The sequence below is a fragment of the Stenotrophomonas maltophilia genome (assembly GCF_900186865.1).
In the GTDB taxonomy this organism is placed as follows: Bacteria; Pseudomonadota; Gammaproteobacteria; order Xanthomonadales; family Xanthomonadaceae; genus Stenotrophomonas; species Stenotrophomonas maltophilia.
This window is the reverse complement of sequence record NZ_LT906480.1, coordinates 2,430,243-2,452,448: the sequence shown is the minus strand read 5'-3', so window position 1 is coordinate 2,452,448 and position 22,206 is coordinate 2,430,243. Positions and strand designations below refer to the sequence as shown.

The 22,206-nt window shown below is 66.5% G+C and carries 24 protein-coding genes; all 24 read left to right on the top strand.

Annotated elements, in window-relative coordinates; all coding sequences use genetic code 11:
- Window positions 1–45 precede the first annotated feature (45 nt).
- The 24 genes from CKW06_RS11800 (at window position 46) to fliR (ending at window position 22,173) form a co-directional block, all read left to right on the top strand.
- The gene (locus CKW06_RS11800) at window positions 46–1,248 is read left to right on the top strand and encodes a flagellin (protein WP_024958562.1); all 1,203 of its coding nucleotides are present in this window, start codon (window positions 46–48) and stop codon (window positions 1,246–1,248) included.
- An 86-nt stretch (window positions 1,249–1,334) separates the two neighbouring features.
- Window positions 1,335–2,552 carry a flagellin gene (locus tag CKW06_RS11795; protein ID WP_024958561.1) on the top strand — a complete coding sequence of 406 codons (1,218 nt, stop codon included), beginning with the start codon at window positions 1,335–1,337 and terminating at the stop codon, window positions 2,550–2,552.
- 440 nt (window positions 2,553–2,992) lie between these two features.
- Window positions 2,993–4,411, top strand: a complete 1,419-nt coding sequence (gene fliD / locus CKW06_RS11790; RefSeq protein WP_024958560.1) for a flagellar filament capping protein FliD — start codon at window positions 2,993–2,995, stop codon at window positions 4,409–4,411.
- A 128-nt stretch (window positions 4,412–4,539) separates the two neighbouring features.
- Window positions 4,540–4,956 (top strand): flagellar export chaperone FliS, encoded by a 417-nt coding sequence (gene fliS / locus CKW06_RS11785; RefSeq protein WP_005409561.1) that lies wholly within the window; start codon window positions 4,540–4,542, stop codon window positions 4,954–4,956.
- Window positions 4,953–5,246, top strand: coding sequence for a hypothetical protein (locus tag CKW06_RS11780; RefSeq protein ID WP_024958559.1), 294 nt, complete (start codon window positions 4,953–4,955; stop codon window positions 5,244–5,246). The genes fliS and CKW06_RS11780 overlap by 4 nt, the downstream gene beginning before the upstream one ends.
- Window positions 5,243–5,821, top strand: a complete 579-nt coding sequence (locus CKW06_RS11775; RefSeq protein ID WP_024958558.1) for a PilZ domain-containing protein — start codon at window positions 5,243–5,245, stop codon at window positions 5,819–5,821. Before CKW06_RS11780 ends, CKW06_RS11775 begins: the two co-directional genes overlap by 4 nt.
- A gap of 92 nt (window positions 5,822–5,913) precedes the next feature.
- A complete protein-coding gene (locus CKW06_RS11770; RefSeq protein WP_005413261.1) occupies window positions 5,914–6,546 on the top strand; it encodes a response regulator in 633 nt (210 codons plus the stop codon).
- 438 nt (window positions 6,547–6,984) lie between these two features.
- On the top strand, window positions 6,985–8,394 hold the full coding sequence (gene rpoN / locus CKW06_RS11765; RefSeq protein ID WP_024958557.1) for an RNA polymerase factor sigma-54: 1,410 nt from the start codon (window positions 6,985–6,987) through the stop codon (window positions 8,392–8,394).
- 14 nt (window positions 8,395–8,408) lie between these two features.
- On the top strand, window positions 8,409–8,786 hold the full coding sequence (locus CKW06_RS11760) for a response regulator (protein WP_005409556.1): 378 nt from the start codon (window positions 8,409–8,411) through the stop codon (window positions 8,784–8,786).
- The gene (locus tag CKW06_RS11755; RefSeq protein ID WP_024958556.1) at window positions 8,783–10,288 is read left to right on the top strand and encodes a sigma-54 dependent transcriptional regulator; all 1,506 of its coding nucleotides are present in this window, start codon (window positions 8,783–8,785) and stop codon (window positions 10,286–10,288) included. Before CKW06_RS11760 ends, CKW06_RS11755 begins: the two co-directional genes overlap by 4 nt.
- 778 nt (window positions 10,289–11,066) lie before the next feature.
- Window positions 11,067–11,432 (top strand): flagellar hook-basal body complex protein FliE, encoded by a 366-nt coding sequence (gene fliE / locus CKW06_RS11745; protein WP_005409552.1) that lies wholly within the window; start codon window positions 11,067–11,069, stop codon window positions 11,430–11,432.
- Between the two features lie 13 nt (window positions 11,433–11,445).
- Window positions 11,446–13,092: a flagellar basal-body MS-ring/collar protein FliF gene (fliF, locus tag CKW06_RS11740; protein WP_024958225.1), complete on the top strand. Its 1,647-nt coding sequence runs from the start codon at window positions 11,446–11,448 to the stop codon at window positions 13,090–13,092.
- Window positions 13,093–13,099: 7 nt separating this feature from the next.
- Window positions 13,100–14,086 carry a flagellar motor switch protein FliG gene (gene fliG, locus CKW06_RS11735; RefSeq protein WP_024958226.1) on the top strand — a complete coding sequence of 329 codons (987 nt, stop codon included), beginning with the start codon at window positions 13,100–13,102 and terminating at the stop codon, window positions 14,084–14,086.
- Window positions 14,083–14,724, top strand: coding sequence for a FliH/SctL family protein (locus CKW06_RS11730; protein ID WP_005409549.1), 642 nt, complete (start codon window positions 14,083–14,085; stop codon window positions 14,722–14,724). The genes fliG and CKW06_RS11730 overlap by 4 nt, the downstream gene beginning before the upstream one ends.
- Window positions 14,721–16,106: a FliI/YscN family ATPase gene (locus tag CKW06_RS11725; RefSeq protein WP_024958227.1), complete on the top strand. Its 1,386-nt coding sequence runs from the start codon at window positions 14,721–14,723 to the stop codon at window positions 16,104–16,106. The genes CKW06_RS11730 and CKW06_RS11725 overlap by 4 nt, the downstream gene beginning before the upstream one ends.
- Window positions 16,107–16,109: 3 nt before the next feature.
- Window positions 16,110–16,577 (top strand): flagellar export protein FliJ, encoded by a 468-nt coding sequence (gene fliJ / locus CKW06_RS11720; RefSeq protein ID WP_005413256.1) that lies wholly within the window; start codon window positions 16,110–16,112, stop codon window positions 16,575–16,577.
- Entirely contained in the window at window positions 16,577–17,734 is a 1,158-nt protein-coding gene (locus CKW06_RS11715; RefSeq protein WP_024958228.1) for a flagellar hook-length control protein FliK, read from the top strand. Before fliJ ends, CKW06_RS11715 begins: the two co-directional genes overlap by 1 nt.
- Window positions 17,735–17,956: 222 nt before the next feature.
- Window positions 17,957–18,472 (top strand): flagellar basal body-associated FliL family protein, encoded by a 516-nt coding sequence (locus CKW06_RS11710; protein WP_024957803.1) that lies wholly within the window; start codon window positions 17,957–17,959, stop codon window positions 18,470–18,472.
- A gap of 10 nt (window positions 18,473–18,482) precedes the next feature.
- A complete protein-coding gene (fliM, locus tag CKW06_RS11705; RefSeq protein WP_005409544.1) occupies window positions 18,483–19,487 on the top strand; it encodes a flagellar motor switch protein FliM in 1,005 nt (334 codons plus the stop codon).
- Entirely contained in the window at window positions 19,484–19,819 is a 336-nt protein-coding gene (gene fliN / locus CKW06_RS11700) for a flagellar motor switch protein FliN (protein WP_005409543.1), read from the top strand. Before fliM ends, fliN begins: the two co-directional genes overlap by 4 nt.
- On the top strand, window positions 19,816–20,235 hold the full coding sequence (gene fliO, locus CKW06_RS11695; protein ID WP_032964062.1) for a flagellar biosynthetic protein FliO: 420 nt from the start codon (window positions 19,816–19,818) through the stop codon (window positions 20,233–20,235). The genes fliN and fliO overlap by 4 nt, the downstream gene beginning before the upstream one ends.
- A gap of 1 nt (window position 20,236) precedes the next feature.
- Window positions 20,237–21,016, top strand: coding sequence for a flagellar type III secretion system pore protein FliP (gene fliP, locus CKW06_RS11690; RefSeq protein WP_024957805.1), 780 nt, complete (start codon window positions 20,237–20,239; stop codon window positions 21,014–21,016).
- A gap of 82 nt (window positions 21,017–21,098) precedes the next feature.
- Window positions 21,099–21,368: a flagellar biosynthetic protein FliQ gene (locus CKW06_RS11685; RefSeq protein ID WP_005413254.1), complete on the top strand. Its 270-nt coding sequence runs from the start codon at window positions 21,099–21,101 to the stop codon at window positions 21,366–21,368.
- Window positions 21,369–21,381: 13 nt separating this feature from the next.
- Entirely contained in the window at window positions 21,382–22,173 is a 792-nt protein-coding gene (gene fliR / locus CKW06_RS11680; RefSeq protein WP_024957806.1) for a flagellar biosynthetic protein FliR, read from the top strand.
- The last annotated feature ends 33 nt before the right edge of the window (window positions 22,174–22,206 follow it).

Here is a 22,206-nt window from a genome sequence, read left to right as displayed (position 1 = left end):
GGCGTCTAACCCAACTCACGTGCAACCGCTCAAGGACCTCTCCTCATGGCACAAGTCATCAACACCAACACGATGTCGTTGAATGCTCAGCGTAACCTGAGCACCAGCGGCAGCTCGCTGGCCACCACCATCCAGCGCCTGTCCTCCGGTTCGCGCATCAACAGCGCCAAGGACGACGCCGCTGGCCTGGCGATCTCCGAGCGCTTCGGCACCCAGATCCGCGGTACCGACGTTGCCATCCGCAATGCCAACGACGGCATTTCGCTGGCTCAGGTCGCCGAAGGTTCGCTGACCGAGATCGGCAACAACCTGCAGCGCATCCGCGAACTGTCGGTGCAGTCGGCAAACGCCACCAACTCCGCCAGTGACCGCAAGGCTCTCCAGTCGGAAGTCGACCAGCTAGTCAGTGAAATTGATCGCGTCGCCAAGCAGTCCGAGTTCAATGGCACCAAGCTGCTGGACGGTTCGTTCTCCAGCCAGCTGTTCCAGGTCGGTGCCAATGCCGGCCAGGCCATCGCCATCGACAAGATCACCAACGCTCAGTCCGATTCGATTGGCTCTTCGACCTTCGCCCAGAACGGCACGTTGACCATGGGAGCTGCCACCGCTCTTACCTCTGGTGAAATCACTGGGATGAAGATCGGCGATGTTTCGCTCGGTACGATCAAGTACGACCAAGGTGCTGACGCAGCTGCCACCGTCGCGAACGCAATGAACGCTACGGTCGCCGCCATCAATTCGAAGATGGGCGAAACCGGCGTCTATGCTTCGCAGGCTGACAACGGCGCCACTCCGCCCGTTGCAACGCCCGGCGTGATCAAGCTGACTTCGGTTAAGGCCGATCTGACCGCTGCGGACATCACCGCACTTGCTGTCACCGGCGGTGGCACCTCGGTAGCAACCACCACCAACATTGCCGCTGGCGGCACCGCCTCAACGCTCAAGGACGTCAAGATCACCGACGTGGCCGGTGCTCAGAAGGCCCTGGAAATCGTCGATAACGCTCTGCAGTCGATCAACAGCACCCGTGCGGACCTCGGTGCGGTGCAGAACCGCTTCACCTCGGTCGTTGCCAACCTGCAGACCTCGACGGAAAACCTGTCGGCCTCGCGTAGTCGCATCAAGGATACGGATTTCGCCAAGGAAACCGCGGAGCTGACCCGCACCCAGATCCTGCAGCAGGCCGGTACGGCCATGCTGGCCCAGGCCAACCAGGTGCCGCAGGGCGTGCTCAGCCTGCTGCGCTGATCCGCTTCCTGATCGTCTTCCGGGCACCGATTGATCCGGTGCCCGGATACTGAACCACGCATCACCTCCGCCAAAGGAAAAGCACCATGGCACAAGTCATCAACACCAACACGATGTCGTTGAATGCTCAGCGTAACCTGAGCACCAGCGGCAGCTCGCTGGCCACCACCATCCAGCGCCTGTCTTCCGGTTCGCGCATCAACAGCGCCAAGGATGACGCCGCTGGCCTGGCGATCTCCGAGCGCTTCGGCACCCAGATCCGTGGTACCGACGTCGCCATCCGCAATGCCAACGACGGCATTTCGCTGGCCCAGGTCGCCGAAGGTTCGCTGACCGAGATCGGCAACAACCTGCAGCGTATCCGTGAGCTGGCTGTACAGTCGTCCAACGCGACCAACTCGGCAAGTGATCGCAAGGCACTGCAGTCAGAAGTGAATCAGCTGGTCAGCGAGATTGATCGTGTGGCCAAGCAGTCCGATTTCAATGGCACCAAGCTGCTGGACGGCTCGTTCTCCAGCCAGCTGTTCCAGGTTGGCGCAAACGCCGGCCAAGCAATCGCAATTGATAAGATTACCAACGCCAAGACTGATTCGCTGGGCGGTACCCTGTTCTCCTCGGCGACCACTACGGCGACCACCACTACCGTTACAGAAACATCCGCCGGTTCCGGGGTATTTGCATTTGCTGCAGGCAGTGTCGCCGACTTCTCGATCTCCGCAAATGGCGCGACGGTGAACTTCAGTGGTGTGAAGTTCGACGCAGGTAGCGCATCAACGCAGGCCGCAGGTGAGGCTGCTAGCGTGGTTTCCCAAGGGAACGCCATCGCAAAGGCCATCAATCAGAAGTCTGCCGACCTGGGAGTCTCTGCCGAAGTGGACTCCGCGGGCAAGGTAACTATCAGCTCCTGGAAAGAGGGGAAAGTCGGCGACCAGATCACCGCCACCGGCGTAACCCTCGCAGACAACGCAGCTCTGGTTGCTACCGATGCCAAGCATGCCATTGACCTTGACGTCACCAGTTACGGCAAATCTCAACAGGCACTGCAGATTGTGGACAAGGCGCTGGAGGGCATCAACAGCACCCGCGCCGACCTCGGTGCGATCCAGAACCGCTTCACCTCAGTGGTGGCCAACCTGCAGACCTCGTCGGAAAATCTGTCGGCCTCGCGTAGCCGCATCAAGGATACCGATTTCGCCAAGGAAACCGCCGAGCTGACCCGCACCCAGATCCTGCAGCAGGCCGGTACGGCCATGCTGGCCCAGGCCAACCAGGTGCCGCAGGGCGTGCTCAGCCTGCTGCGCTGATCCACGGCAAGAAGGTGCCGCTACCGTCGGGTCAAACCGACGGTAGCAGCAACCCGGAAGCCACGATGCACGAAGGCGCGGGCCATGCCCGGCCCGGGATCACTCCCGAACCGGCTTGGCATCGCCCGCTCCTGCGGACCTCTCTTTCAGCGCTGTACCTTTGACTGTACGTACCGGGCGGCTTCGTCTCCCCCCGATTGTCAGTAGCCTGATCCCTCCCCTGCATTGGGGGAGGGTCTTTTGCAGACTCCCGGCAGCCTGCGGTGATTCCACCCGCACCCTGCCCCAACCCTCCTGCAAACCGCGTGCCAGATCCGCCGCCAGACAACTGGCACGGCGCATGCATCAACGAAGTCCTCAAGACCCAGCGGCGCAGGCCGCTATTTTCGTTGACGACGGGCCACCGCACGGCGGCAAGGCCCGGATACCAGGAGAATCACATGGCAAGCTTTGGATACGGTGGCATTGGCTCGGGGCTCAACATCTCGGACATCGTCAACCAGCTGGTCGCGGCCGACCGCAAGCCCGCCGACAATGCGCTGAACCTGCAACAGTCCAAGGCCAAGATGCAGCTGTCGTCGATCGGCACCGTCACTTCGGCCTTTGACAAGCTGAAGACCGCCTTGACCGCGCTGAAGGCCACGACAGCCTTCGACACCCGCACCGTAACCGCCACCGGCAAAGCACAACCAGGCAACACCGACGATGTGCTGACGGCATCCGTGGCGCTGTACGACCAAGGCACGACCAAGGCAGCGGCCTCCAACGGCACGCACCAGGTGGAGGTGAAATCCCTCGCCACGGCACACAAGCTGATTGCCAATTCATCGGTGCCGAAGACCGACACGTTCGGCGCCGGAACCTTGACGCTGACCGTTGGCGTGGGCGACAAGGCAAAGACGATGAAGGTGGAGGTGGAAGCCGGCGATACGCTGACCACCGTACGCAACAAAATCGACGCCGCAGGCCGCAAGGAAGGCGTGCAGGCGACCCTTATCGCCTCGGGCGACAACCAGTACCTGTCGATCGCCCAGGAGAAGACCGGCGCCGCCAATGCGATCAAGCTCGAGTACGGTGGCAGCGACCCGAAGTTGAGCGCACTGGTTGGCAGCCTTCAGGAGAACACCGCGGCAGCCGATGCCGAGCTGACCATCGATGGCGTCACGGTGATCAGCGACAGCAACACCGTGACCGATGCCGTACCAGGCCTGACCCTGAACCTGAAGGTCAAGGGCAAGAGCACCGTGGTGATCAGCACCGATACCACTGCAGCCACCAAGGTGATGCAGGACTTCGTCAAGGCATACAACGATGCGATCGCCGCCATCAATACCGAGACCAAGTACGACGCCAAGACCAAGGAAGCGGCGACGCTGACGGGCGATGCGCAGATGCGCGGCGCATCCAGTCAGTTGCGTTCGCTGATGGGCGCTGTACTGAAGGATCTGTCCGCAGATGGATTGGATCCGAAGAAGCTCGGCCTGCAGACTCGTGGCTATCCCAATGCCGACGGCAGCCTGGTACTGGACGCGACCAAATTCGCAGCGGCGCTTGCCAGCCAACCGGAGAAGATCCGCTCGGCGATCACCGGGGATACCGGTGGCGCTGGCAAGCTCTACACGATGGTCGACGGTTACGTCAGCACGACCACTGGCAAGGAAGGCGCCTTCGTCGCCCGCACCAAGGGCCTGAACAACACACTGGATGGCATCGACAAGCGTCGAAAGGCCTTGGACGTACGCATGAAAGGCGTCGAGGAACGCTACAAAAAGCAGTTCATCGCGTTGGACAGCCTGATGGGCAAGCTGCAGCAGAGCAATACGTCGCTGCAGCAGCAGCTGGCACAGCTGAACCGCTAAAGGAATGCGTGTGACGCTCAAGTTTGGCGTGTAACGCACCGATAACGGACGCAACAGCAATCAACGCCGCACCGCCGGTAACGGTCCCCACGACCTGCCGGCGGCACCCCGCGCAAGGAGAATCACGAATGTACGGTTCCAGCCGTCAATATGCCGAGCAGTACCGCCAGGTGGGAGTGACCAGTGCGGTCGCCGATGCCGATCCGCACAAGCTGGTGGCGATGCTGCTGGCCGGCGCGCTGGAGCGCGTGCGGCGTGCCCTGGCCAGCCTCGAGCGTGGCGACCAGGCCGGCAAAGGCAAGGCGATCGGCGAGGTCTGTGCGATCGTCGGCCACCTCAACGGCTCGCTGGACCATGAAGCCGGCGGCGAGATCGCCGGAAATCTGTCGGCGCTGTATGACTATGTGCTGCAGCGCCTGACCGAGGCCAACCTGCACAACGACCGCGCCGCGCTGGATGAGTCGCTGCAGCTGCTGGGCGAGATCGACAGCGCCTGGAATGCAATCCCGCAGGAACAGCGCCGCCCGGCCGCGGTGGCGCCATGAGCCTGCACGAACTGCACGCCCAGCTGGACGCCTTCGAGAAGGCCCTGGGCCAAGAGTCTCTTGACCAGGCCGACAGCTTGCTCGACGGTCACGACAGCACGCTGCATGCGCTGCTCAGCCAGCCGCTGACCGCCGCCGACCACGCACCGCTGACCGCGCTGTTCGAACGCCAGCAGAATCTGCTCGGCCTGCTCCGCCAGCGCCGTGATGCGGTCGCCGCACTGATGAACGATGGCCAGCGCTCCCTTCGCGCGGCGCATGCCTACCTGCAGGCAGAATCGCTGGCATGACCCAATTGCCGACCACGTCGCTGCATCACCCGGCCGAAAGCGAGCTGTTCGACGAAACGCTCAGCTGCGAGCTGGCCCTGCCGGCCGAGTTCCAGGCGGGCAGCGCCGCTGGTCGTACCAGCAGTGCCGAAGGCCTGCTGCGCAGCCTGGCCCTGGTCGAGGACAGCCGCGTCGACGAGCATGACGACCGCAATGAGTCCAGCCTGCAGCTGCAGCGGCTGGAAGCCAAGCTGGATCTGGCGATGGTGCTGCTCGGCCGTCTGGTACGCCAGCAGGGCGAGGAACTGACCCTGCGCCCCGTGCGCTGGTCTCGCCGCGGCATCCGCCTGCAGCTGGGCCCGCGCAGCGGCGCCAGCCCCGGCCAGGCAGGCCTGGTGCGCCTGCAGCCCAGTGACTGGCTGCCCGACCATATCGATCTGCCCGTGGAAGTGATCGCCGAAGCGGCCGATGGCGGCGGCGGCCACTATCTGTGGCTGCGCTTCCAGCGCCTTGGCGATGGCCTGGAAATGGCCATGGAGCGCCACCTGTTCCGCCTGCACCGGCGCCAGGTGGCCGAGGCACGCCGGGCGCGCTGAAACCTGCCACCATCACGCTTGGCGGGCAAGCCTTGGCGCGCCTGTTCAGCTAAGTTAAGGTGGACTCCCCTACACGGACCTGCTGCGTGCCTGTGCGAGTTCTCATCGTCGACGATCACACCCTGGTCCGCGCCGGCCTGGCGCGGCTGCTGCAGGGGTTTGCCGACGTGCAGCTGGTTGCAGAGGCCAGCAACGCCGAACAGGCGCTGCAGCTGGCCCTGCAGCACGCCCCGGACGTGGTCCTGATGGACCTGTCATTGCCTGGCCGTACGGGTCTGGAAGCGCTAAGCGATATCCGGCTGCGCGCGCCCGGTACCCGGGTGGTGATGATGACCATGCACGACGACGCCGCGCACGTGCGCGATGCCCTCGACCGCGGCGCGGTCGGGTTCGTGGTCAAGGATGCGGCGCCGCAGGAACTGGAGCTGGCGCTTCGCGCGGCGCATGCCGGCCAGGTGTTCCTGAGCCCGCAGATCTCCGCCAAGATGCTGGCACCGATGCTGGGCCGCGAGAAGCCCACCGGCATCGCCGCACTGTCGCCGCGCCAGCGCGAGATCCTGCGCCGCATCGGCAAGGGCGAGAGCAACAAGGAAATCGCCGCCGACCTCGGCATCAGCGTCAAGACAGTGGAAACCCACCGCGCACGCATGATGGAGTCACTGGGCTGCCGTCGCGCCAACGATCTGCTGCTGTTGGCCGCGCGCCATCAGCACGAGCTGGAGTAAGCGCCAGCCTCGGCGTGACCAAGCGATGGCTGGGTAGAGTGGGCTGTTGGTAGAGTCGACTGTCAGTCGACTTGCGCGCGGAGCGCGGGACTTTTCCTTGGTCTGATCGGAGAGCAGTCGACTGACAGTCGACTCTACCGGTGATCGTCTCTATCGACAGCCGACGCAGCCAACCCGCACCCAGCGTCGAATTCCCGTCAGCCCGACACTCCCCGACAGGAATCCGTACACGGTGCAGCCCGATCAATCCCGGCCTTGCACCGGAAATCAGCAACTTAGCAGCGATCATCGTCAACATTCCGCGCCACTGTAGGGAATATCCCTACACGCCGTAAGGAAATTCACGAAGTCCCTCAGGAACCCCCCGATTCCGCCCCCGCCGGATCAAAAGCAAGATGCGTTCCACAAGGCGCCGGGGAGCGGCGCCGGGGAACCACGATGAAGGCTGCACTCTCGACCCAGCTGGGCCAACAACTTCACCTCACCCCGCAGCTGCTGCAGTCGATCCGGCTGCTGCAGCTTGATGGCCTGCACCTGGAACAGGAAATCCAGCGCCTGCTGGACTCCAATCCCCTGCTGGAAATCGAAGAGCCCGAAGCACCGGCCGTCGACGCCACCGACGTTGCCACCGCGACGCTGGAAACTGCCGCGTTCGACGAGCTGCCCGAGTCGTCGATGTGGGACGTGGCCGGCGCCAGCTGGCAGGACGGCGACGACGACCGCATGGCGCGCATCGCCGCCGGCGAATCCACCGACCCGCAGCTGCGCGTGCTGCAGCGTCTGTCGCTGGACATGGATGACCGCCAGCTGGCAGTGGCCGCATTCTGGCTGGACCACTGCGACGAGGCTGGCTACCTGCAGGCGCCACTGGGCCAGCTGCAGCTGCTGGCCAGCGCCCAGTTCGACATCGACGCCGACGGCGTCGAAGCCATCCGCCAGCAGCTGCTGCACGGCGACCCGGCCGGCATGGCCGCCCAGGACCTGCGCGAGGGCCTGCAGGCGCAGCTGCGCAGCCTGCACGGCGCGGTGCCCGCCCGCCACCTGGCCACGCGCATCCTGCACGGCGCACTCGATGCGCTGGCCGCACATGATTACCCCGCCCTCGCCCGCCAGCACGACGCCGAGATCGACGACGTGCGCGAAGCGGTACGCCTGATCCTGTCGCTGCAGCCACGCCCAGGCGACAGCCTGCTGCCGGAACGCAATGCCGTTGTGGTTCCGGATGTGGTCGCCTGGCACGCCGATGGCCAGTGGAAGGTGGCATTGAACCCGGCCACCAGTCGCCGCGTCTCCATCAACAGCCAGTACGAACAGGCGCTGGCAGAGACCAGTGAGGCCGCCCCGGCACTGCGCGAGATGCTGCAGGAAGCGCGCTGGTTCAGCCGCGGCCTGTCGATGCGCTACGACACCCTGCTGCGCACCGCGCGGGTAATCGTCGAGCGCCAGGCCGCGTTCCTGGTGCGTGGCGAGGAAGCCATGGCACCGCTGACCCTGAAGGAAGTGGCCGAGGAAATCGGCATGCACGAGTCCACCGTCTCGCGCATCACCACCGGCAAGTTCCTGCAGACCCCGCGCGGCACCTTCGAACTGAAGCATTTCTTCGCCGTCCGACTGGAAGGCGCCAGCGTCTCCGGGCAGGCGGTCAAGGCCATGGTCCGCCGCCTGATCGACGCCGAACCGGCCGGTCGGCCACTGGCCGATGAGGCGATCGCCGGCCTGTTGTCACGCCAGGGGGTGAACATTGCCCGCCGAACCGTCGCAAAATACCGGGAACAACTGGACATCGCCCCGGCCCGTGAACGGCGCCGGCTCGGCGCCAGGCAACCACAGCTGGCCCGGGTGGGCTGAAAAGGATGTTGCACATGAACAAGCTTACCGTCCTGCTGGTCGATGACCACGAGGGCTTCATCAACGCGGCAATGCGCCACTTCCGCAAGATCGACTGGCTGCAGATCGTCGGCAGCGCCGGCAACGGCCTGGAAGCGATCGAGCGTTCGGAAACGTTGCGCCCGCAGGTCGTATTGATGGATCTGGCAATGCCTGAGATGGGCGGCCTGCAGGCCACCCGCCTGATCAAGTCGCAGGACGACGCACCGTACATCGTGATCGCCAGCCACTTCGACGACGCCGAGCACCGCGAGCACGCGCTGCGTGCCGGTGCCGACAATTTCGTCAGCAAGCTGTCCTACATCCAGGAAGTCATGCCGATCCTGGAAGGCCTCAGGGAGGAACAGTCGTGAGCGAATCGCGCATCCTTGTGCTGGACAACGACGCCGTGCGTGCAGAGCGCACCGTTGCCCTGCTGGAGTTCATGGACTTCAACCCGCGCTGGGTCTCCGACGCGGCCGACTTCGATCTGGGCCGGCAGCGCCAGAACGATTGGATGGCAGTGATCGTCGGCAGCCTGGACGACAACGCCGCCAGCACCGCACTCTACAACTGGCTGGGCGGCAGCAGCCTGCCACCGCCGGTACTGCTGGCCGACGGTGATGCCGCAGCCTTCGCGCAGCAGCACGGCCTGCACGAAGCCAACATCTGGCCGCTGGAGACGCCGCTGCGCCACGCGCAGATGGAAGCGCTGCTGCGCCGCGCCAGCCTCAAGCGCCTGGACGCCGAGCACCAGGCCGGCGCCGCGCAGGAGCAGGGACCGACCGGCAACGGCCCGGCGGTGACTGCGTTGCGCACGATGATCGAGCAGGTTGCCGCGTTCGATACCACCGTACTGGTGCTGGGTGAATCCGGTACCGGCAAGGAAGTCGTGTCGCGCGCCATCCACCAGCGCTCGCCGCGCCGTGATGGCCCGTTCGTGGCGATCAACTGCGGCGCCATTCCGGCCGACCTGCTGGAAAGCGAACTGTTCGGTCACGAAAAGGGTGCCTTCACCGGCGCATTGACCGCGCGCAAGGGCCGCTTCGAGATGGCCGAAGGCGGCACCCTGCTGCTGGACGAAATTGGCGACATGAGCCTGCCGATGCAGGTGAAGCTGCTGCGCGTGCTGCAGGAACGCAGCTTCGAGCGCGTCGGTGGCAACCAGACCATCCGCTGCAATGTTCGCGTCGTGGCCGCGACCCATCGCGACCTGGAAACCCGCATCGCCGAAGGCAAGTTCCGCGAGGATCTGTTCTACCGCCTCAACGTGTTCCCGATCGACGTGCCCGCCCTGCGCGAGCGCCGCGAGGACCTGCCGGCACTGGTGGAAACCATCGCCGCACAGCTGGCACGAACCGGCCGTGGCGAAGTGCGCTTCACCCCGGAAGCCCTGCAGGCACTGGCCGGCTACGAGTGGCCGGGCAACGTGCGCGAGCTGACCAACCTGGTCGAGCGCCTGGCCGTGCTGCATCCGGGTGGATCGGTGCGCGTACAGGACCTGCCGGCCCGCTACCGTGGCGATGCCGCGCTGGCCGCCGTCGCTACGCCGACGCCGGCACAGCCCGCCACCAGCGAAGAGCGACTGGACCTGCGCAGCTTCTCGTTCCACACGCCCGGCAGCGGCAACCAGCCGGCGCTGGAGCACGGCATCGCCGTCAATCGCCCGGCGGCACCGGCCGCCCTGCCCGACGAAGGCATGGACCTGCGCAACCACATGGCCAACATCGAACTGGGCCTGATCAACGAAGCACTGGAACGCACCCAGGGCGTGGTCGCCCACGCCGCCCAGCTGCTCGGCCTGCGCCGCACCACCCTGGTGGAAAAGCTGCGCAAGTACGGCATCGAGCGCGAGCAGGCCGAACTGGCCGGCTGAAGCGCGCTACCAGCATGAAGGGGGCACGAACGCCTGGGCTTGCCCGGGCGTTGGTGTTTCTGGCGCCGCTGCACGACGTCAGTAGATCCACGTCATGCGTGGATAGAGACCGTGGCCGCGCGCTGACAACGCCGCGCATCTGCACGAATTCCTACAGGCAACGTTGCCGCGTTCCGGAGGATGGAGTGGGATCTCCCAACGAGGCTCCACCATGCATCGCCTCACCCTGCTCGCCGCCCTGCTCTGCCCCGGCATTGCCACCGCCACCGGCTGCACCCCGCCCGCCACGCTCGACCAGCGCCAGAATTCCGGCCGATGGACCCTGCAGCCCCAGGCCAGAAAACCGACGCCGGTTAAATGGCGCCACCAATGGGGTCAGAGCCCGTTGCGTCGCAACGGGATCCGACCCCGTGCCGACCAACGGTCGGCACCCACCATCATCAGAAGCACCATCAGAAGCACCATCAGCAGCAGGTTCCAACAGATCGCGGCCCACTGTCGAAGGCGGGGTGGGTCCGGTTGCGGGGGCGTGAGCGCCATGGATGGCGCGACCGAGCCTCCATGGACGGATTTACGGCGTCCCCCGTGACCGGACCCACCCCGCCACCCCACGGATAGCCCGATTTTGACGTTGATGTTGACGTGCCGTCGGCGGGTGCAGGGCGCAGCCCTGCCAGCACCCCCAACCCTCACTTCACTGAATCGAAAACCGGTTTCGGCACGGCACTTGCACTGGCTACAGCAGACAACCCCATCCCTGTTTCTGGAACCGTTGCAGATGTCCCACTCCGTCACTTCGATCCTTTCGCAGATCCGCTCCTATCAGACCCAGATGGGACAGCCGGCGCTCAACCCGCTGGGCGAAACGCCTCGCAGCAACGCCCTGCCGGGCACGGTGCTGGATGCACCGCAGGCCCAGCCGGCCAGCTTCACCGAAACCCTGCGTGGTGCGATTGCCGGCGTCAACGATGCGCAACAGAAGTCCGGCGCCCTCGCCAAGGCCTTCGAAATGGGCGACCCCAGCGCCGACCTCGCCAAGGTGATGGTCGCCTCGCAGCAGTCCCAGATCGCCTTCCGCGCCACCGTGGAAGTCCGCAACCGTCTCGTCCAGGCTTACCAGGACGTGATGAACATGCCGCTGTAAGGAATAGAGACGCATGGCACTGACGCTCTCCAAGGACAGCCTGAACGCCGAAAAGGCCGGGCAATGGTTCGACCGCCTGCAGAGCCTGCAGATCACCCGTCGGCTGGGCCTGATGGCGATGATCGCGGTGGCGGTGGCGGCAGGCCTGTCCGTGTTCTTCTGGTCGCAGAAGCCGGGCATGGTCCCGCTGTACACGGGCCTGGACCAGAAGGCCACCGCTGAAGCGACCGACCTGCTGCGCGCCGCGCAGATTCCGTTCGCGCTCGACCCGGCCACCGGTGGCATCACCGTGCCGGAAAAGAACCTGCACGACGCCCGCCTGAAGCTGGCCGGTTCCGGCCTGACCGACAGTGGCAAGCTCGGCTTCGAGCTGATGGAACGCGACCCGGGCTTCGGCGTCAGCCAGTTCGTCGAAAGCGCGCGCTACCAGCACGCGCTGGAAACCGAACTGTCGCGCACCATCAACACGCTGCGCCCGGTGCGCGATTCGCGCGTGCACCTGGCCATTCCCAAGCCCAGCGCCTTCACCCGCCAGCGCGACGTAGCCAGTGCCTCGGTCACCCTGGAACTGCGTGGTGGCCAGCAGCTGGAACGCAGTCAGGTGGATGCCATCGTGCACATGGTTGCGGCCAGCATCCCGGATCTCGCGCCGGAGCGGGTGACCGTGGTCGACCAGAGTGGGCGCATGCTCAGCATCACCGACCCGAACAGCGACGCGGCGGTCAACGCTGCCCAGTTCGAGCAGGTGCGCCGCCAGGAAACCTCGTTCAACCAGCGCATCCGCGAGCTGCTGGAACCGATGACCGGCCCTGGCCGCGTCAACCCGGAAGTGAGCGTGGACATGGATTTCTCGGTGACCGAGGAGGCCCGCGAGCTCTACAACGGTGAGCCGCAGAAGCTGCGCAGCGAGCAGATGAGCGAGAACACCACCAGCACCCCTGGCCCGCAGGGTGTGCCGGGTGCGACCAGCAACAGCCCGCCGGGCCAGCAGGCTGCACCGGCCACCGCGCAGACCCCGACCGAAAGCAGCAAGAACGCCACCCGCAACTACGAGCTGGACCGCACCCTGCAGCACACCCGCCAGCCGGCAGGCCGCATCAAGCGCGTCTCGGTGGCGGTGCTGGTGGACAACGTGCCGCGCGCCGGCGCCAACGGCAAGATGAGCCCACAGCCGCTGTCGGCCGCCGAACTGACCCGCGTCGAAGCGCTGGTCAAGCAGGCCGTCGGCTTCAACGCCGAGCGTGGCGATACCGTGTCGGTGATGAATGCCCCGTTCGTGCGGGATACCACGCCGGTCGAAGGGCCGGCCTGGTGGGAACTGCCGTGGGTGCACGATGCCGGCCGCATGCTGCTCGGCGCGGTGGTGGTGCTGGCGCTGCTGTTCGGTGTGCTGCGCCCGGCACTGCGTGCGATCACCGGCCAGAACAAGAAGAACGACGAACCGGCACTGGAACCGCATACCGCGGATGTGCAGCTGGTCGATGACGATGGCATGCCGCTGCCGGCGCTGGGCGCCGACCGGGCCAGCCTGGCCGGACCAGACGCACTGGCCCTGCCGGTGGATTCTTATGAGGAACGACTGCGGATGGCGCGTGAAGCCGTGAAGACCGACTCCAAGCGCGTGGCCCAGGTAGTCAAGGGCTGGGTGGCCAATGACTGAGGCACAACTGACCGGCGTACAGCGCGCGGCCGTGCTGCTGCTGTCCCTGGGTGAGCTGGATGCGGCCGAAGTGCTGCGCCACATGGAACCCAAGGAAGTGCAGAAGATCGGCATCGCCATGGCCACCATGACCGACATCACCCGCGAGCAGGTGGAACGGGTGATGGACCAGTTCGGCCAGGAGCTGGGCTCGAAGACCTCGCTGGGCGTGGGCTCGGACGACTACATCCGCAACATGCTGGTGCAGGCGCTGGGCAGCGAGAAGGCCGGCAACCTGATCGACCGCATCCTGCTGGGCCGCAACACCACCGGCCTGGACGCGCTGAAGTGGATGGACCCGCGTGCGGTGGCCGACCTGGTGCGCAACGAGCACCCGCAGATCATCGCCATCGTGATGGCGCACCTGGAAACCGACCAGGCCGCCGACGCGCTGAAACTGCTGCCGGACCGTACCCGCGTGGACGTGCTGCTGCGCATCGCCACCCTCGACGGCATTCCGCCGAACGCACTCAATGAACTCAACGAGATCATGGAGCGCCAGTTCGCCGGCAACCAGAACCTGAAATCGTCCAACATCGGCGGCGTGCAGTGCGCGGCCAACATCCTGAACTTCATGGACAGCGGCCAGGACCAGGCGATCCTGGGCGAAATCGCCCGCATCGATGCGCCGTTGAGCAACCGCATCCAGGACCTGATGTTCGTGTTCGACGATCTGGTCGACCTGGATGACCGCGAAATGCAGCTGGTGCTGCGCGAAGTGAGCGGCGAGCGCCTGGGCCTGGCCCTGCGCGGTGCCGACATCAAGGTGCGCGACAAGATCACCCGCAACATGTCGCAGCGCGCGGCCGAAATCCTGCTGGAAGACATGGAAGCCCGCGGCCCGGTGCGCCTGTCCGACGTGGAAGGCGCGCAGCGCGAGATCCTGGCCATCGTCAAGCGCATGGCCGATGAGGGCACCGTCACCATCGGTGGCAGCGCGGAGGCCATGCTGTGAGCAACGTCGTGCGCTGGCTTGCCCCGGACCTGCTGGCCCAGCCCGAACCGGTGCTGGAGCAGGAGGATGCGTTCGAACTCACTGAGCCGGACCCGGAACACGAGCCGGAGCCGCCGCTGCAGCTGCCGACCCTGGAGGAAATCCAGGCCATCCAGGACAGCGCCGAGAAGGAAGGCTTCCAGCACGGCCATGCCGAAGGTTACGGCCAGGGCCAGGCCGAAGTGCGTCGCCTCGCCGCGCAGATCGAAGGCATCCTCGACAACTTCAGCCGCCCCCTGGTGCGGCTCGAGAACGAAGTGGTCGGCGCACTGGGCGAGCTGGCGGTACGCATCGCCGGTGCGCTGGTCGGCCGCGCCTATGAAGCTGACCCGGCACTGCTGGCACAGCTGGTCGGTGAGGCCATCGACGCGGTGGGTGGCAGCACCCGCGAGGTCGAAGTGCGACTGCATCCGGATGACATCGCCGCCCTCGCCCCGCTGTTGAGCCTGCCGCCACAACAGCGCCTGGTGCCAGACACCAGCCTCAGCCGCGGCGATCTACGCGTGCACGCCGAAGCCGTGCGCATCGACGGCACCCTGGAAGCCCGCCTGCGCGGCGCGCTGGACGCGGTGATCCGCCAGACCGGAGCCAATGCATGAACCCCGATCCGCAGCCGACGCCGCCACCGGCCGACTGGGCCATGGCCCGCAACCTGCGCCTGGCCCGTCGGCTCGATGGACTGCGCGTGGATACCGCCCATGGCCGTGGCCTGATCCGCGAAGGCGTGCTGCGCCGCGCAGTCGGACTGACCCTGGAAGCCGTCGGCTGCGAGGCGCCGCTAGGGGCCAGCTGCAAGGTGGAAGTGGTCGACGGCGGCTGGGTCGATGCCGAAGTGGTCGGCTTCGCCGGCGAGCGCACTTACCTGATGCCCAGTGCCGAGCTGCATGGCCTGTTGCCCAATGCGCGGGTGGTGCCATCGGCGCGCCGCGGTGGCGTGGAAGTGGGCGAAGGCCTGCTTGGCCGCGTCATCGACAGCGATGGCGTGCCGCTGGACGGCAAGGGCCCGATCCGCGCCGAAGGCCATGTCGGCATGGCCGGCGTGTCGATCAATCCACTGGCGCGCGAACCGATCACCCAGCCGCTGGACGTGGGCGTGCGCGCGATCAACGCGCTGCTGCCGATCGGCCGCGGCCAGCGCGTCGGCCTGTTCGCCGGCTCCGGCGTCGGCAAGTCGACATTGCTGGGCATGATGACCCGCTACACCGCCGCCGACGTGATCGTGGTCGGCCTGATCGGTGAACGTGGCCGCGAAGTGCGCGATTTCGTCGAGACCACGCTGGGCGAGGAAGGCCTGCGCCGCGCCGTGGTGGTGGCCAGTCCCGCCGACCGGCCGCCGCTGGCGCGCCTGCACGGTGCCTACCGCGCTACCGCCATCGCCGAATGGTTCCGCGACCAGGGACTGAACGTGCTGCTGCTGATGGACTCGCTGACCCGCTTTGCCCAGGCACAGCGCGAGATCGGCCTGTCGGTGGGCGAGCCGCCGACCACCCGCGGCTACCCGCCGTCGGTGTTCGCCAAGCTGCCGGCACTGGTCGAACGCGCCGGCAATGGCGCCAAGGGCCGTGGCTCGATCACTGCGTTCTACACGGTGCTGACCGAAGGCGATGATCCGCAGGACCCGATCGCCGATGCGGCGCGCGCGATCCTCGACGGCCACATCCTGCTCTCGCGGCGCGTGGCCGACAGCGGCCTGTACCCGGCCATCGACGTTGAATCGTCGGTCAGCCGCGTGGTCACGGAAATCGCCGACGAGCCGTGGCGCCTGCGCATCCGCAAATTGAAGCGACTGGTCTCGGCCTACTCGGCCAACCGTGACCTGATCGCCATCGGTGCCTACCAGCGCGGCAACGACGCGGCCACCGACGAAGCCCTGGAACGCTGGCCGGAAATCATGGAGTTCCTCGGCCAGGACGTTACCAAGGCCGCAGATCTCCCGCACAGCCAGGCGGCGCTGCAGCGCCTGGTGGAACAAGAGAATTAAGCCATGAACCAGTCCAAGCGCATTGATCCCCTGCTCAAGCGGGCCCAGGAACACGAGGACGCGGTTGCCCGCGACCTGGCCGAACGCCAGCGCGTGCTCGATACCCATCTATCGCGACTGGACGAACTGCGCCGCTACGCCGAGGAGTACGCCAACGCTCAGATGGCCGCCACCAGCCCGGCGCAGCTGCTGAACCGACGCGCTTTCCTCGACCGGTTGGACAGTGCCGTCGAACAGCAGCAGGCCACGGTCAATGGCAACCGCGAAAAGGTGGAAGCCGAGCGCGCCCGGCTGATCCTGGCCAGCCGTGACAAGGCCGTGCTGGAACAGCTGGCCGCGAGCTATCGCGCGCAGGAAAAAGTGGTGACCGACCGCCGCGACCAGCGCGAGATGGACGATATCGGTGCGCGCCGCGCGCGCCTGGTCCAGGCCGAAGACCAGGACGGCACCGAGCAGGGAGGTCGCTCGTGATGCCCTCCCCACTCGCCGGCAGCGCCAACCCTGCCACGCCGGCCACCAGCAACAGTGCGGCGCGCGCCCCGCGCAGCGAAGGCGGAAAGGACTTCAGCCAGCTGCTGCAGGATGGCGCGCCCTCTGCACCCGCCCCTGCCGGCAGCGCCACCACGCCGTCGCCATCCACGTCGAGCCAGCCGTCGACCACTGACAGCAGTGGCCAGGCACCAGGCGAACGTAGCGACGCCGAAGCGGTAACCGCTGAAGCGCCGCCGCTGCCGCCCGTTGCCGTGACCCCGGCTGCACCCGCTACCGACAAGGACAAGCCCGCCGCGACCGAAGACGCCCCTTGGCCGCCGCTCGGTCTGGCCGGCCTGGTGCTGGCGATGCCGACGCCCGTGGATGCGGCCGCTGCCCTGCCGACCACCGCTGCACCGTCGCAGGCCAGCGACGGCAGCGCACTGCCCGTTGCCCCTGCCGCGAATCCGGCACTGCCTGCAACTGCCCCAGCAGCGGCCGCCGCAGCGACGGCCGACGGCAAACCGGCGGCGACCAGCGCGGGCGATGCCAGCGCGCTGCCACTGCCGGAGATGATCCTGCCCGGCAAGCGCAGCGAGCGCGGCGAAGGCAGTGACGTGGCCGCCGTTGGCGACCGCGCCAGTGCACCACTGCTGCATGCACCGGCGGGGGCCGCCGTACAGGACCTGAAGGCGGCGCTCGCCACCGGCAACGCGATCTTCAATGGCGAACCCACACCGAAGCCGGTGCTGGGTGACGACGGCTTCGACCAGGCCATTGGCGCACGCCTGGGCTGGCTGGCCGACCAGAAAATCGGCCACGCCCATATCCGCCTGAGCCCGGATGACATGGGCCCGGTGGATGTTCGCCTGCAGTTGAACGGCGACAAGGTGCACGCCAGCTTCAGCAGCCCGCACGTGGACGTGCGACAGGCTCTGGAAAGCAGCCTGCCGCGCCTGCGCGAGCTGCTGGGCGAACAGGGCTTCCAGCTGGCACACGCTGATGTTGGCCACCAGGCCCCGGGGGGCGACGGCAATGCGTCGGGAGCATCTGGCAACGGTGGGACCGCCGGTGACGGAGAACCGTCGCCCGGCGACACCAACGTGTCGTCCGCGCAGTTGATCCGCCAGCGCGGGTTGCTGGACGCCTACGCCTGACAGGCGTGCCAACCAAGGTTGGCACCCACCAGGGCGGGGCGGTTGGCGCCCATCAGGGCACCGGGGCAATGGAGCCGCACCGGCCAGTATCGCGTTGGTGGGTGCGGAGCTTGCTCCGCACGGCCCCACCGCCCCCCGACGGAATTCCGTCGCACCCCTCTGCCCCGCCTTCGGCACACCCCTTGCATATCCCGGTGAAGCAACCCTCAGGAGCTTCACCCCGTGGCCGCAGCCGCTGACAAAACCAAGAAGACCGCCGAGAAGGACAAGGCCGCCAAGCCGCGCAGTCCGATCCTGATCACCGCGCTGGTGGCCGTACTGGCCGCCGCTGCCGCCGGTGGCGGCGTCTGGTTCTTCACCCAGTCCAAGCACGAAGACAAGGCCGCGCAGGCGCCGAAGAAGGCCAGCACTCCGGCACCGGCACAGTACTTCGCGCTGGACCCCGCATTCGTGGTCAACCTCAACGGCCCGGTCGACGGTCCGCGCTACCTGCAGCTGGAAGTGCAGCTGATGACCCGTGACCCGGCTGCGCTGGAAGCGATCAAGACCCATGCACCCGCCATCCGCGCACGCCTGCTGATGCTGTTCTCGCAGGTCAGCCCGGACCAGATCGCCGATGTCGCCGGCAAGCAGAAGCTGCAGGCTGCGTCGCTGGCCGAAGTGCAGAAAGTGCTAAAGGCCGAGACCGGCAGCAATGGTGCCGACGACCTGCTGTTCACCAGCTTCGTGACCCAGTAAGGGCCCACCGATGAATGATCTGTTGTCCCAGGACGAGATCGATGCCCTGCTCCACGGCGTGGACAGCGGCGCGGTCGAAACCGATCCGGAACCGCCGTCAGGCGAAGCGCGCTCGTACGACTTCGCCAGCCAGGACCGCATCATCCGCGGTCGCATGCCGACCCTGGAAATGGTCCACGAGCGTTTCGCGCGCCTGTGGCGGATCGGCCTGTTCAACCTGATCCGCCGCTCGGCCGAGCTGTCGGTGCGCGGCATCGAGCTGATCAAGTTCAACGACTACATGCACTCGCTGTATGTGCCGACCAACCTGAACCTGATCCGCTTCAAGCCGCTGCGCGGTACCGGCCTGATCGTGTTCGAGCCGACCCTGGTGTTCGCCATCGTCGACAACTTCTTCGGTGGCGACGGGCGCTACCCCACCCGCATCGAAGGCCGCGAGTTCACCGCCACCGAAATGCGGGTGATCCACCTGCTGCTCAAGCAGACCTTCGCCGACCTGCGCGAGGCCTGGGCACCGGTGATGGACGTCGACTTCGAGTACATCAACTCGGAGATCAACCCGCACTTCGCCAACATCGTGACGCCGCGCGAATACGTGGTGGTGTGCCGCCTGCACGTCGAACTCGATGGCGGCGGTGGCGACATCCACGTCACCCTGCCGTATTCGATGCTGGAGCCGATCCGCGAGCTGCTCGACGCCGGCATCCAGAGCGACCGCAACGACCGCGACGAGAGCTGGGGCAAGACCCTGCGTGAACAGCTCAACATCGCCGAAGTCACCCTGTCCAGCGTACTGGCCAGCAAGCGCATGACCCTGCGTGACCTGACCCAGCTGAAGGTCGGCGACATCCTGCCGATCGAGCTGAGCCCGCAGGTGCCGGTGTGCGTGGAGAACATCCCGGTGTTCACCGGCGAGTTCGGCATCGCCAACGGCATGAACGCCGTGAAGATCACCGCTACCCATCCGCCGGGCACCCGCCCGCGCGTACCCGTCATCCAGGAAGACCCGCAATGAACGATATCGACGCCCTCGAACCCACTCCGGCCCAGTTCAGCAGCCTGCAGGCCGATGAGGCGAACGGCCCGGACCTGAACCTGGACGTGATCCTCGACGTACCGGTGACGCTGTCGCTGGAAGTCGGTCGCGCGCGCCTGCCGATCCGCAACCTGCTGCAGCTCAACCAGGGTTCGGTGGTGGAACTGGAACGTGGTGCCGGCGAGTCGCTGGATGTGTTCGTCAACGGCACCCTGATCGCCCATGGCGAAGTGGTGGTGATCAATGACCGCTTCGGCGTGCGCCTGACCGATGTGGTCAGCCCGAGCGAGCGGATCCGGAGACTGCGTTGAGCCTGCTGGCCTCCGCCCTGCTGGCGGTCGGCAAGACCGCCGCTCCGGCCGGCCCGCAGATCGGCCAGCACGCAGCCGCCGCACCGAGCCTGTTCGGCGCGGTGCTGGCGCTGCTGGCAGTGCTGGCGCTGGTCATCGGCCTCGGCTGGCTGCTCAAGCGCCTGCCCGGCAGTGGTTTCCGCCCGGCCGAAGGCATGAAGGTGGTGGCCAGCCTGAGTGTCGGTGCCAAGGAGCGCGTGGTGGTGGTCGAGGTCAACGGCCAGCAGCTGCTGCTGGGCGTCACCGCCGGCGGCATCAACACCCTGCACACCCTGCCCGAACCGCTGCCGCCGCCCGCGCCCGTGCGCGTGCCGGACTTCAAGAATCTTCCGAATTTCGCCCAGCTGCTGCAGCAGCGGCTGCGCAAGGACCCCTGACATGCGTGTCACCCGTACCCGTCTTGCCACCCTGATGCCGTGGCTGCTGATGCTCGCCCTGTGCCTGTTGCCGGCACTGGCCTGCGCTGCACCCGGCGCACCGACCACGCCACTGCCGGACATCAACGTCGGCAAGATCGGAGGTGCGCCGGTCAGCCTGCCGCTGCAGACCCTGCTGCTGATGACGGCGATCACCCTGATCCCGTCGATGTTGCTGGTGCTGACCTCGTTCACCCGCATCATCATCGTGCTGGGCCTGCTGCGCCAGGCGCTGGGTACCGGGCAGACCCCGTCCAACCAGGTGCTGCTGGGCCTGGCCCTGTTCCTCACCGCGATGGTGATGATGCCGACCTGGGACAAGGCCTGGAGCACCGGCATGGCGCCGTACCTCAATGGCGAGATCGACTTCCAGACCGCCTGGACGCTGACCACCACGCCGTTGCGCGGCTTCATGCTGGCGCAGATCCGGGAGACCGACCTGATGACCTTCGCCGGCATCGCCGGGCACGGCACCTACGCCAGCCCCGACGCCATCCCGTTCCCGGTGCTGGTCGCATCGTTCGTCACCAGCGAGCTGAAAACCGCTTTCGAGATCGGCTTCCTGATCTTCATCCCGTTCGTGATCATCGACCTGGTCGTGGCCGGCGTGCTGATGTCGATGGGCATGATGATGCTGTCGCCGATGCTGGTGTCGGCACCGTTCAAGATCCTGCTGTTCGTGCTGGTGGATGGCTGGGTGCTGACCGTGGGTACGTTGGCGGCGAGCTTCAATCCGGCGTGATTGAGAGGTAGTCGGGCATGGCTCGGCTCTACAGAAGCACAGTCGAGCGCGGCTCGACTCCACACAAGCAGATGGACCCCGAATGTCTCCCGAACTTGCCTTGACCGAACTGCGTGGCGGCCTGATCACCGTGTTGTGGGTGGCCGGCCCGCTGCTGCTCACCGTGCTGGTGGTGGGCGTGGTGGTGGGCGTGGTGCAGGCCGCGACCCAGCTCAACGAACCGACCATCGCCTTCGTTGCCAAGGCGGCGGCACTGACCGCGGTGCTGTTCGCGCTCGGCAGCCTGCTGATCGGCCACCTGGTTGAATTCACCACGCTGCTGTTCCAGCGCATTCCACACCTGATCGGCTAGGACACGCGCCTCGATGGACGCCGCCACCCAGATGGCTGCCGAAGGCCTGCAGGCCTTTGGCATGATCGGCACCGTGCTGTGGACCATGCTGCGCATCGGCGCGGTGGCCATGGCCATGCCCATGGTCGGCACCCGTGCGGTGCCGGCACGGATCCGCGTGATCCTGGCCGGTACCCTTGCCATCGCGTTGGCACCGCTGCTGCCGCCGGTTCCGGACTGGACCGGCTTCGATGCTGCCACCGTACTGACCATCGCCCGCGAGCTGGCCATCGGCGTGTCCATCGGCTTCCTGCTGCGGCTGGTGTTCGAGGCCGGCGCGATGGCCGGCGAACTGATCGCCCAGGGCACCGGCCTGGCCTTCGCGCAGATGAGCGACCCGCTTCGTGGCGGCACCTCCGGCGTGATCGGACAGTGGTTCTACCTGCTGTTCGGCCTGTTGTTCTTCACTGCCAACGGCCATCTGGCGCTGATCTCGCTGGTGGTGGACAGCTACCGGGCGCTGCCGATCGGCGCCCCGCTGCCGGACCCGCACGCCTTCTTCAGCATCGCTCCGACCTTCCTGCTGACCGTGCTGCGCGGCGCACTGACCCTGGCCATTCCACTGACCGTGGCGATGCTGGCGGTGAACCTCGCCTTCGGCGTGCTGGCGCGTGCTGCCCCGGCACTGAATCCGATCCAGCTGGGCCTGCCGGTCTCACTGCTGCTGGGCCTGTTCCTGCTGGCCCTGCTGGCCGGGGAAATGGGCCCGCCGGTACAGCGCCTGTTCGATGCCGCCTTCCAGGCTGCGGACGCGGTCACACACTGACCCGATCATCACGTTTTACTGCTTGCCCTTCCC

Excerpts from the sequence above, each read along its gene's own strand:
- CKW06_RS11800 (WP_024958562.1), top strand. The coding sequence starts at position 46 with ATGGCACAAGTCATCAACACCAACACGATGTCGTTGAATGCTCAGCGT.
- CKW06_RS11795 (WP_024958561.1), top strand. The coding sequence starts at position 1,335 with ATGGCACAAGTCATCAACACCAACACGATGTCGTTGAATGCTCAGCGT.
- fliD (WP_024958560.1), top strand. The coding sequence starts at position 2,993 with ATGGCAAGCTTTGGATACGGTGGCATTGGCTCGGGGCTCAACATCTCG.
- fliS (WP_005409561.1), top strand. The coding sequence starts at position 4,540 with ATGTACGGTTCCAGCCGTCAATATGCCGAGCAGTACCGCCAGGTGGGA.
- CKW06_RS11780 (WP_024958559.1), top strand. The coding sequence starts at position 4,953 with ATGAGCCTGCACGAACTGCACGCCCAGCTGGACGCCTTCGAGAAGGCC.
- CKW06_RS11775 (WP_024958558.1), top strand. The coding sequence starts at position 5,243 with ATGACCCAATTGCCGACCACGTCGCTGCATCACCCGGCCGAAAGCGAG.
- rpoN (WP_024958557.1), top strand. The coding sequence starts at position 6,985 with ATGAAGGCTGCACTCTCGACCCAGCTGGGCCAACAACTTCACCTCACC.
- CKW06_RS11760 (WP_005409556.1), top strand. The coding sequence starts at position 8,409 with ATGAACAAGCTTACCGTCCTGCTGGTCGATGACCACGAGGGCTTCATC.
- fliE (WP_005409552.1), top strand. The coding sequence starts at position 11,067 with ATGTCCCACTCCGTCACTTCGATCCTTTCGCAGATCCGCTCCTATCAG.
- fliF (WP_024958225.1), top strand. The coding sequence starts at position 11,446 with ATGGCACTGACGCTCTCCAAGGACAGCCTGAACGCCGAAAAGGCCGGG.
- CKW06_RS11725 (WP_024958227.1), top strand. The coding sequence starts at position 14,721 with ATGAACCCCGATCCGCAGCCGACGCCGCCACCGGCCGACTGGGCCATG.
- fliJ (WP_005413256.1), top strand. The coding sequence starts at position 16,110 with ATGAACCAGTCCAAGCGCATTGATCCCCTGCTCAAGCGGGCCCAGGAA.
- CKW06_RS11715 (WP_024958228.1), top strand. The coding sequence starts at position 16,577 with ATGCCCTCCCCACTCGCCGGCAGCGCCAACCCTGCCACGCCGGCCACC.
- fliM (WP_005409544.1), top strand. The coding sequence starts at position 18,483 with ATGAATGATCTGTTGTCCCAGGACGAGATCGATGCCCTGCTCCACGGC.
- fliN (WP_005409543.1), top strand. The coding sequence starts at position 19,484 with ATGAACGATATCGACGCCCTCGAACCCACTCCGGCCCAGTTCAGCAGC.
- fliP (WP_024957805.1), top strand. The coding sequence starts at position 20,237 with ATGCGTGTCACCCGTACCCGTCTTGCCACCCTGATGCCGTGGCTGCTG.
- CKW06_RS11685 (WP_005413254.1), top strand. The coding sequence starts at position 21,099 with ATGTCTCCCGAACTTGCCTTGACCGAACTGCGTGGCGGCCTGATCACC.
- fliR (WP_024957806.1), top strand. The coding sequence starts at position 21,382 with ATGGACGCCGCCACCCAGATGGCTGCCGAAGGCCTGCAGGCCTTTGGC.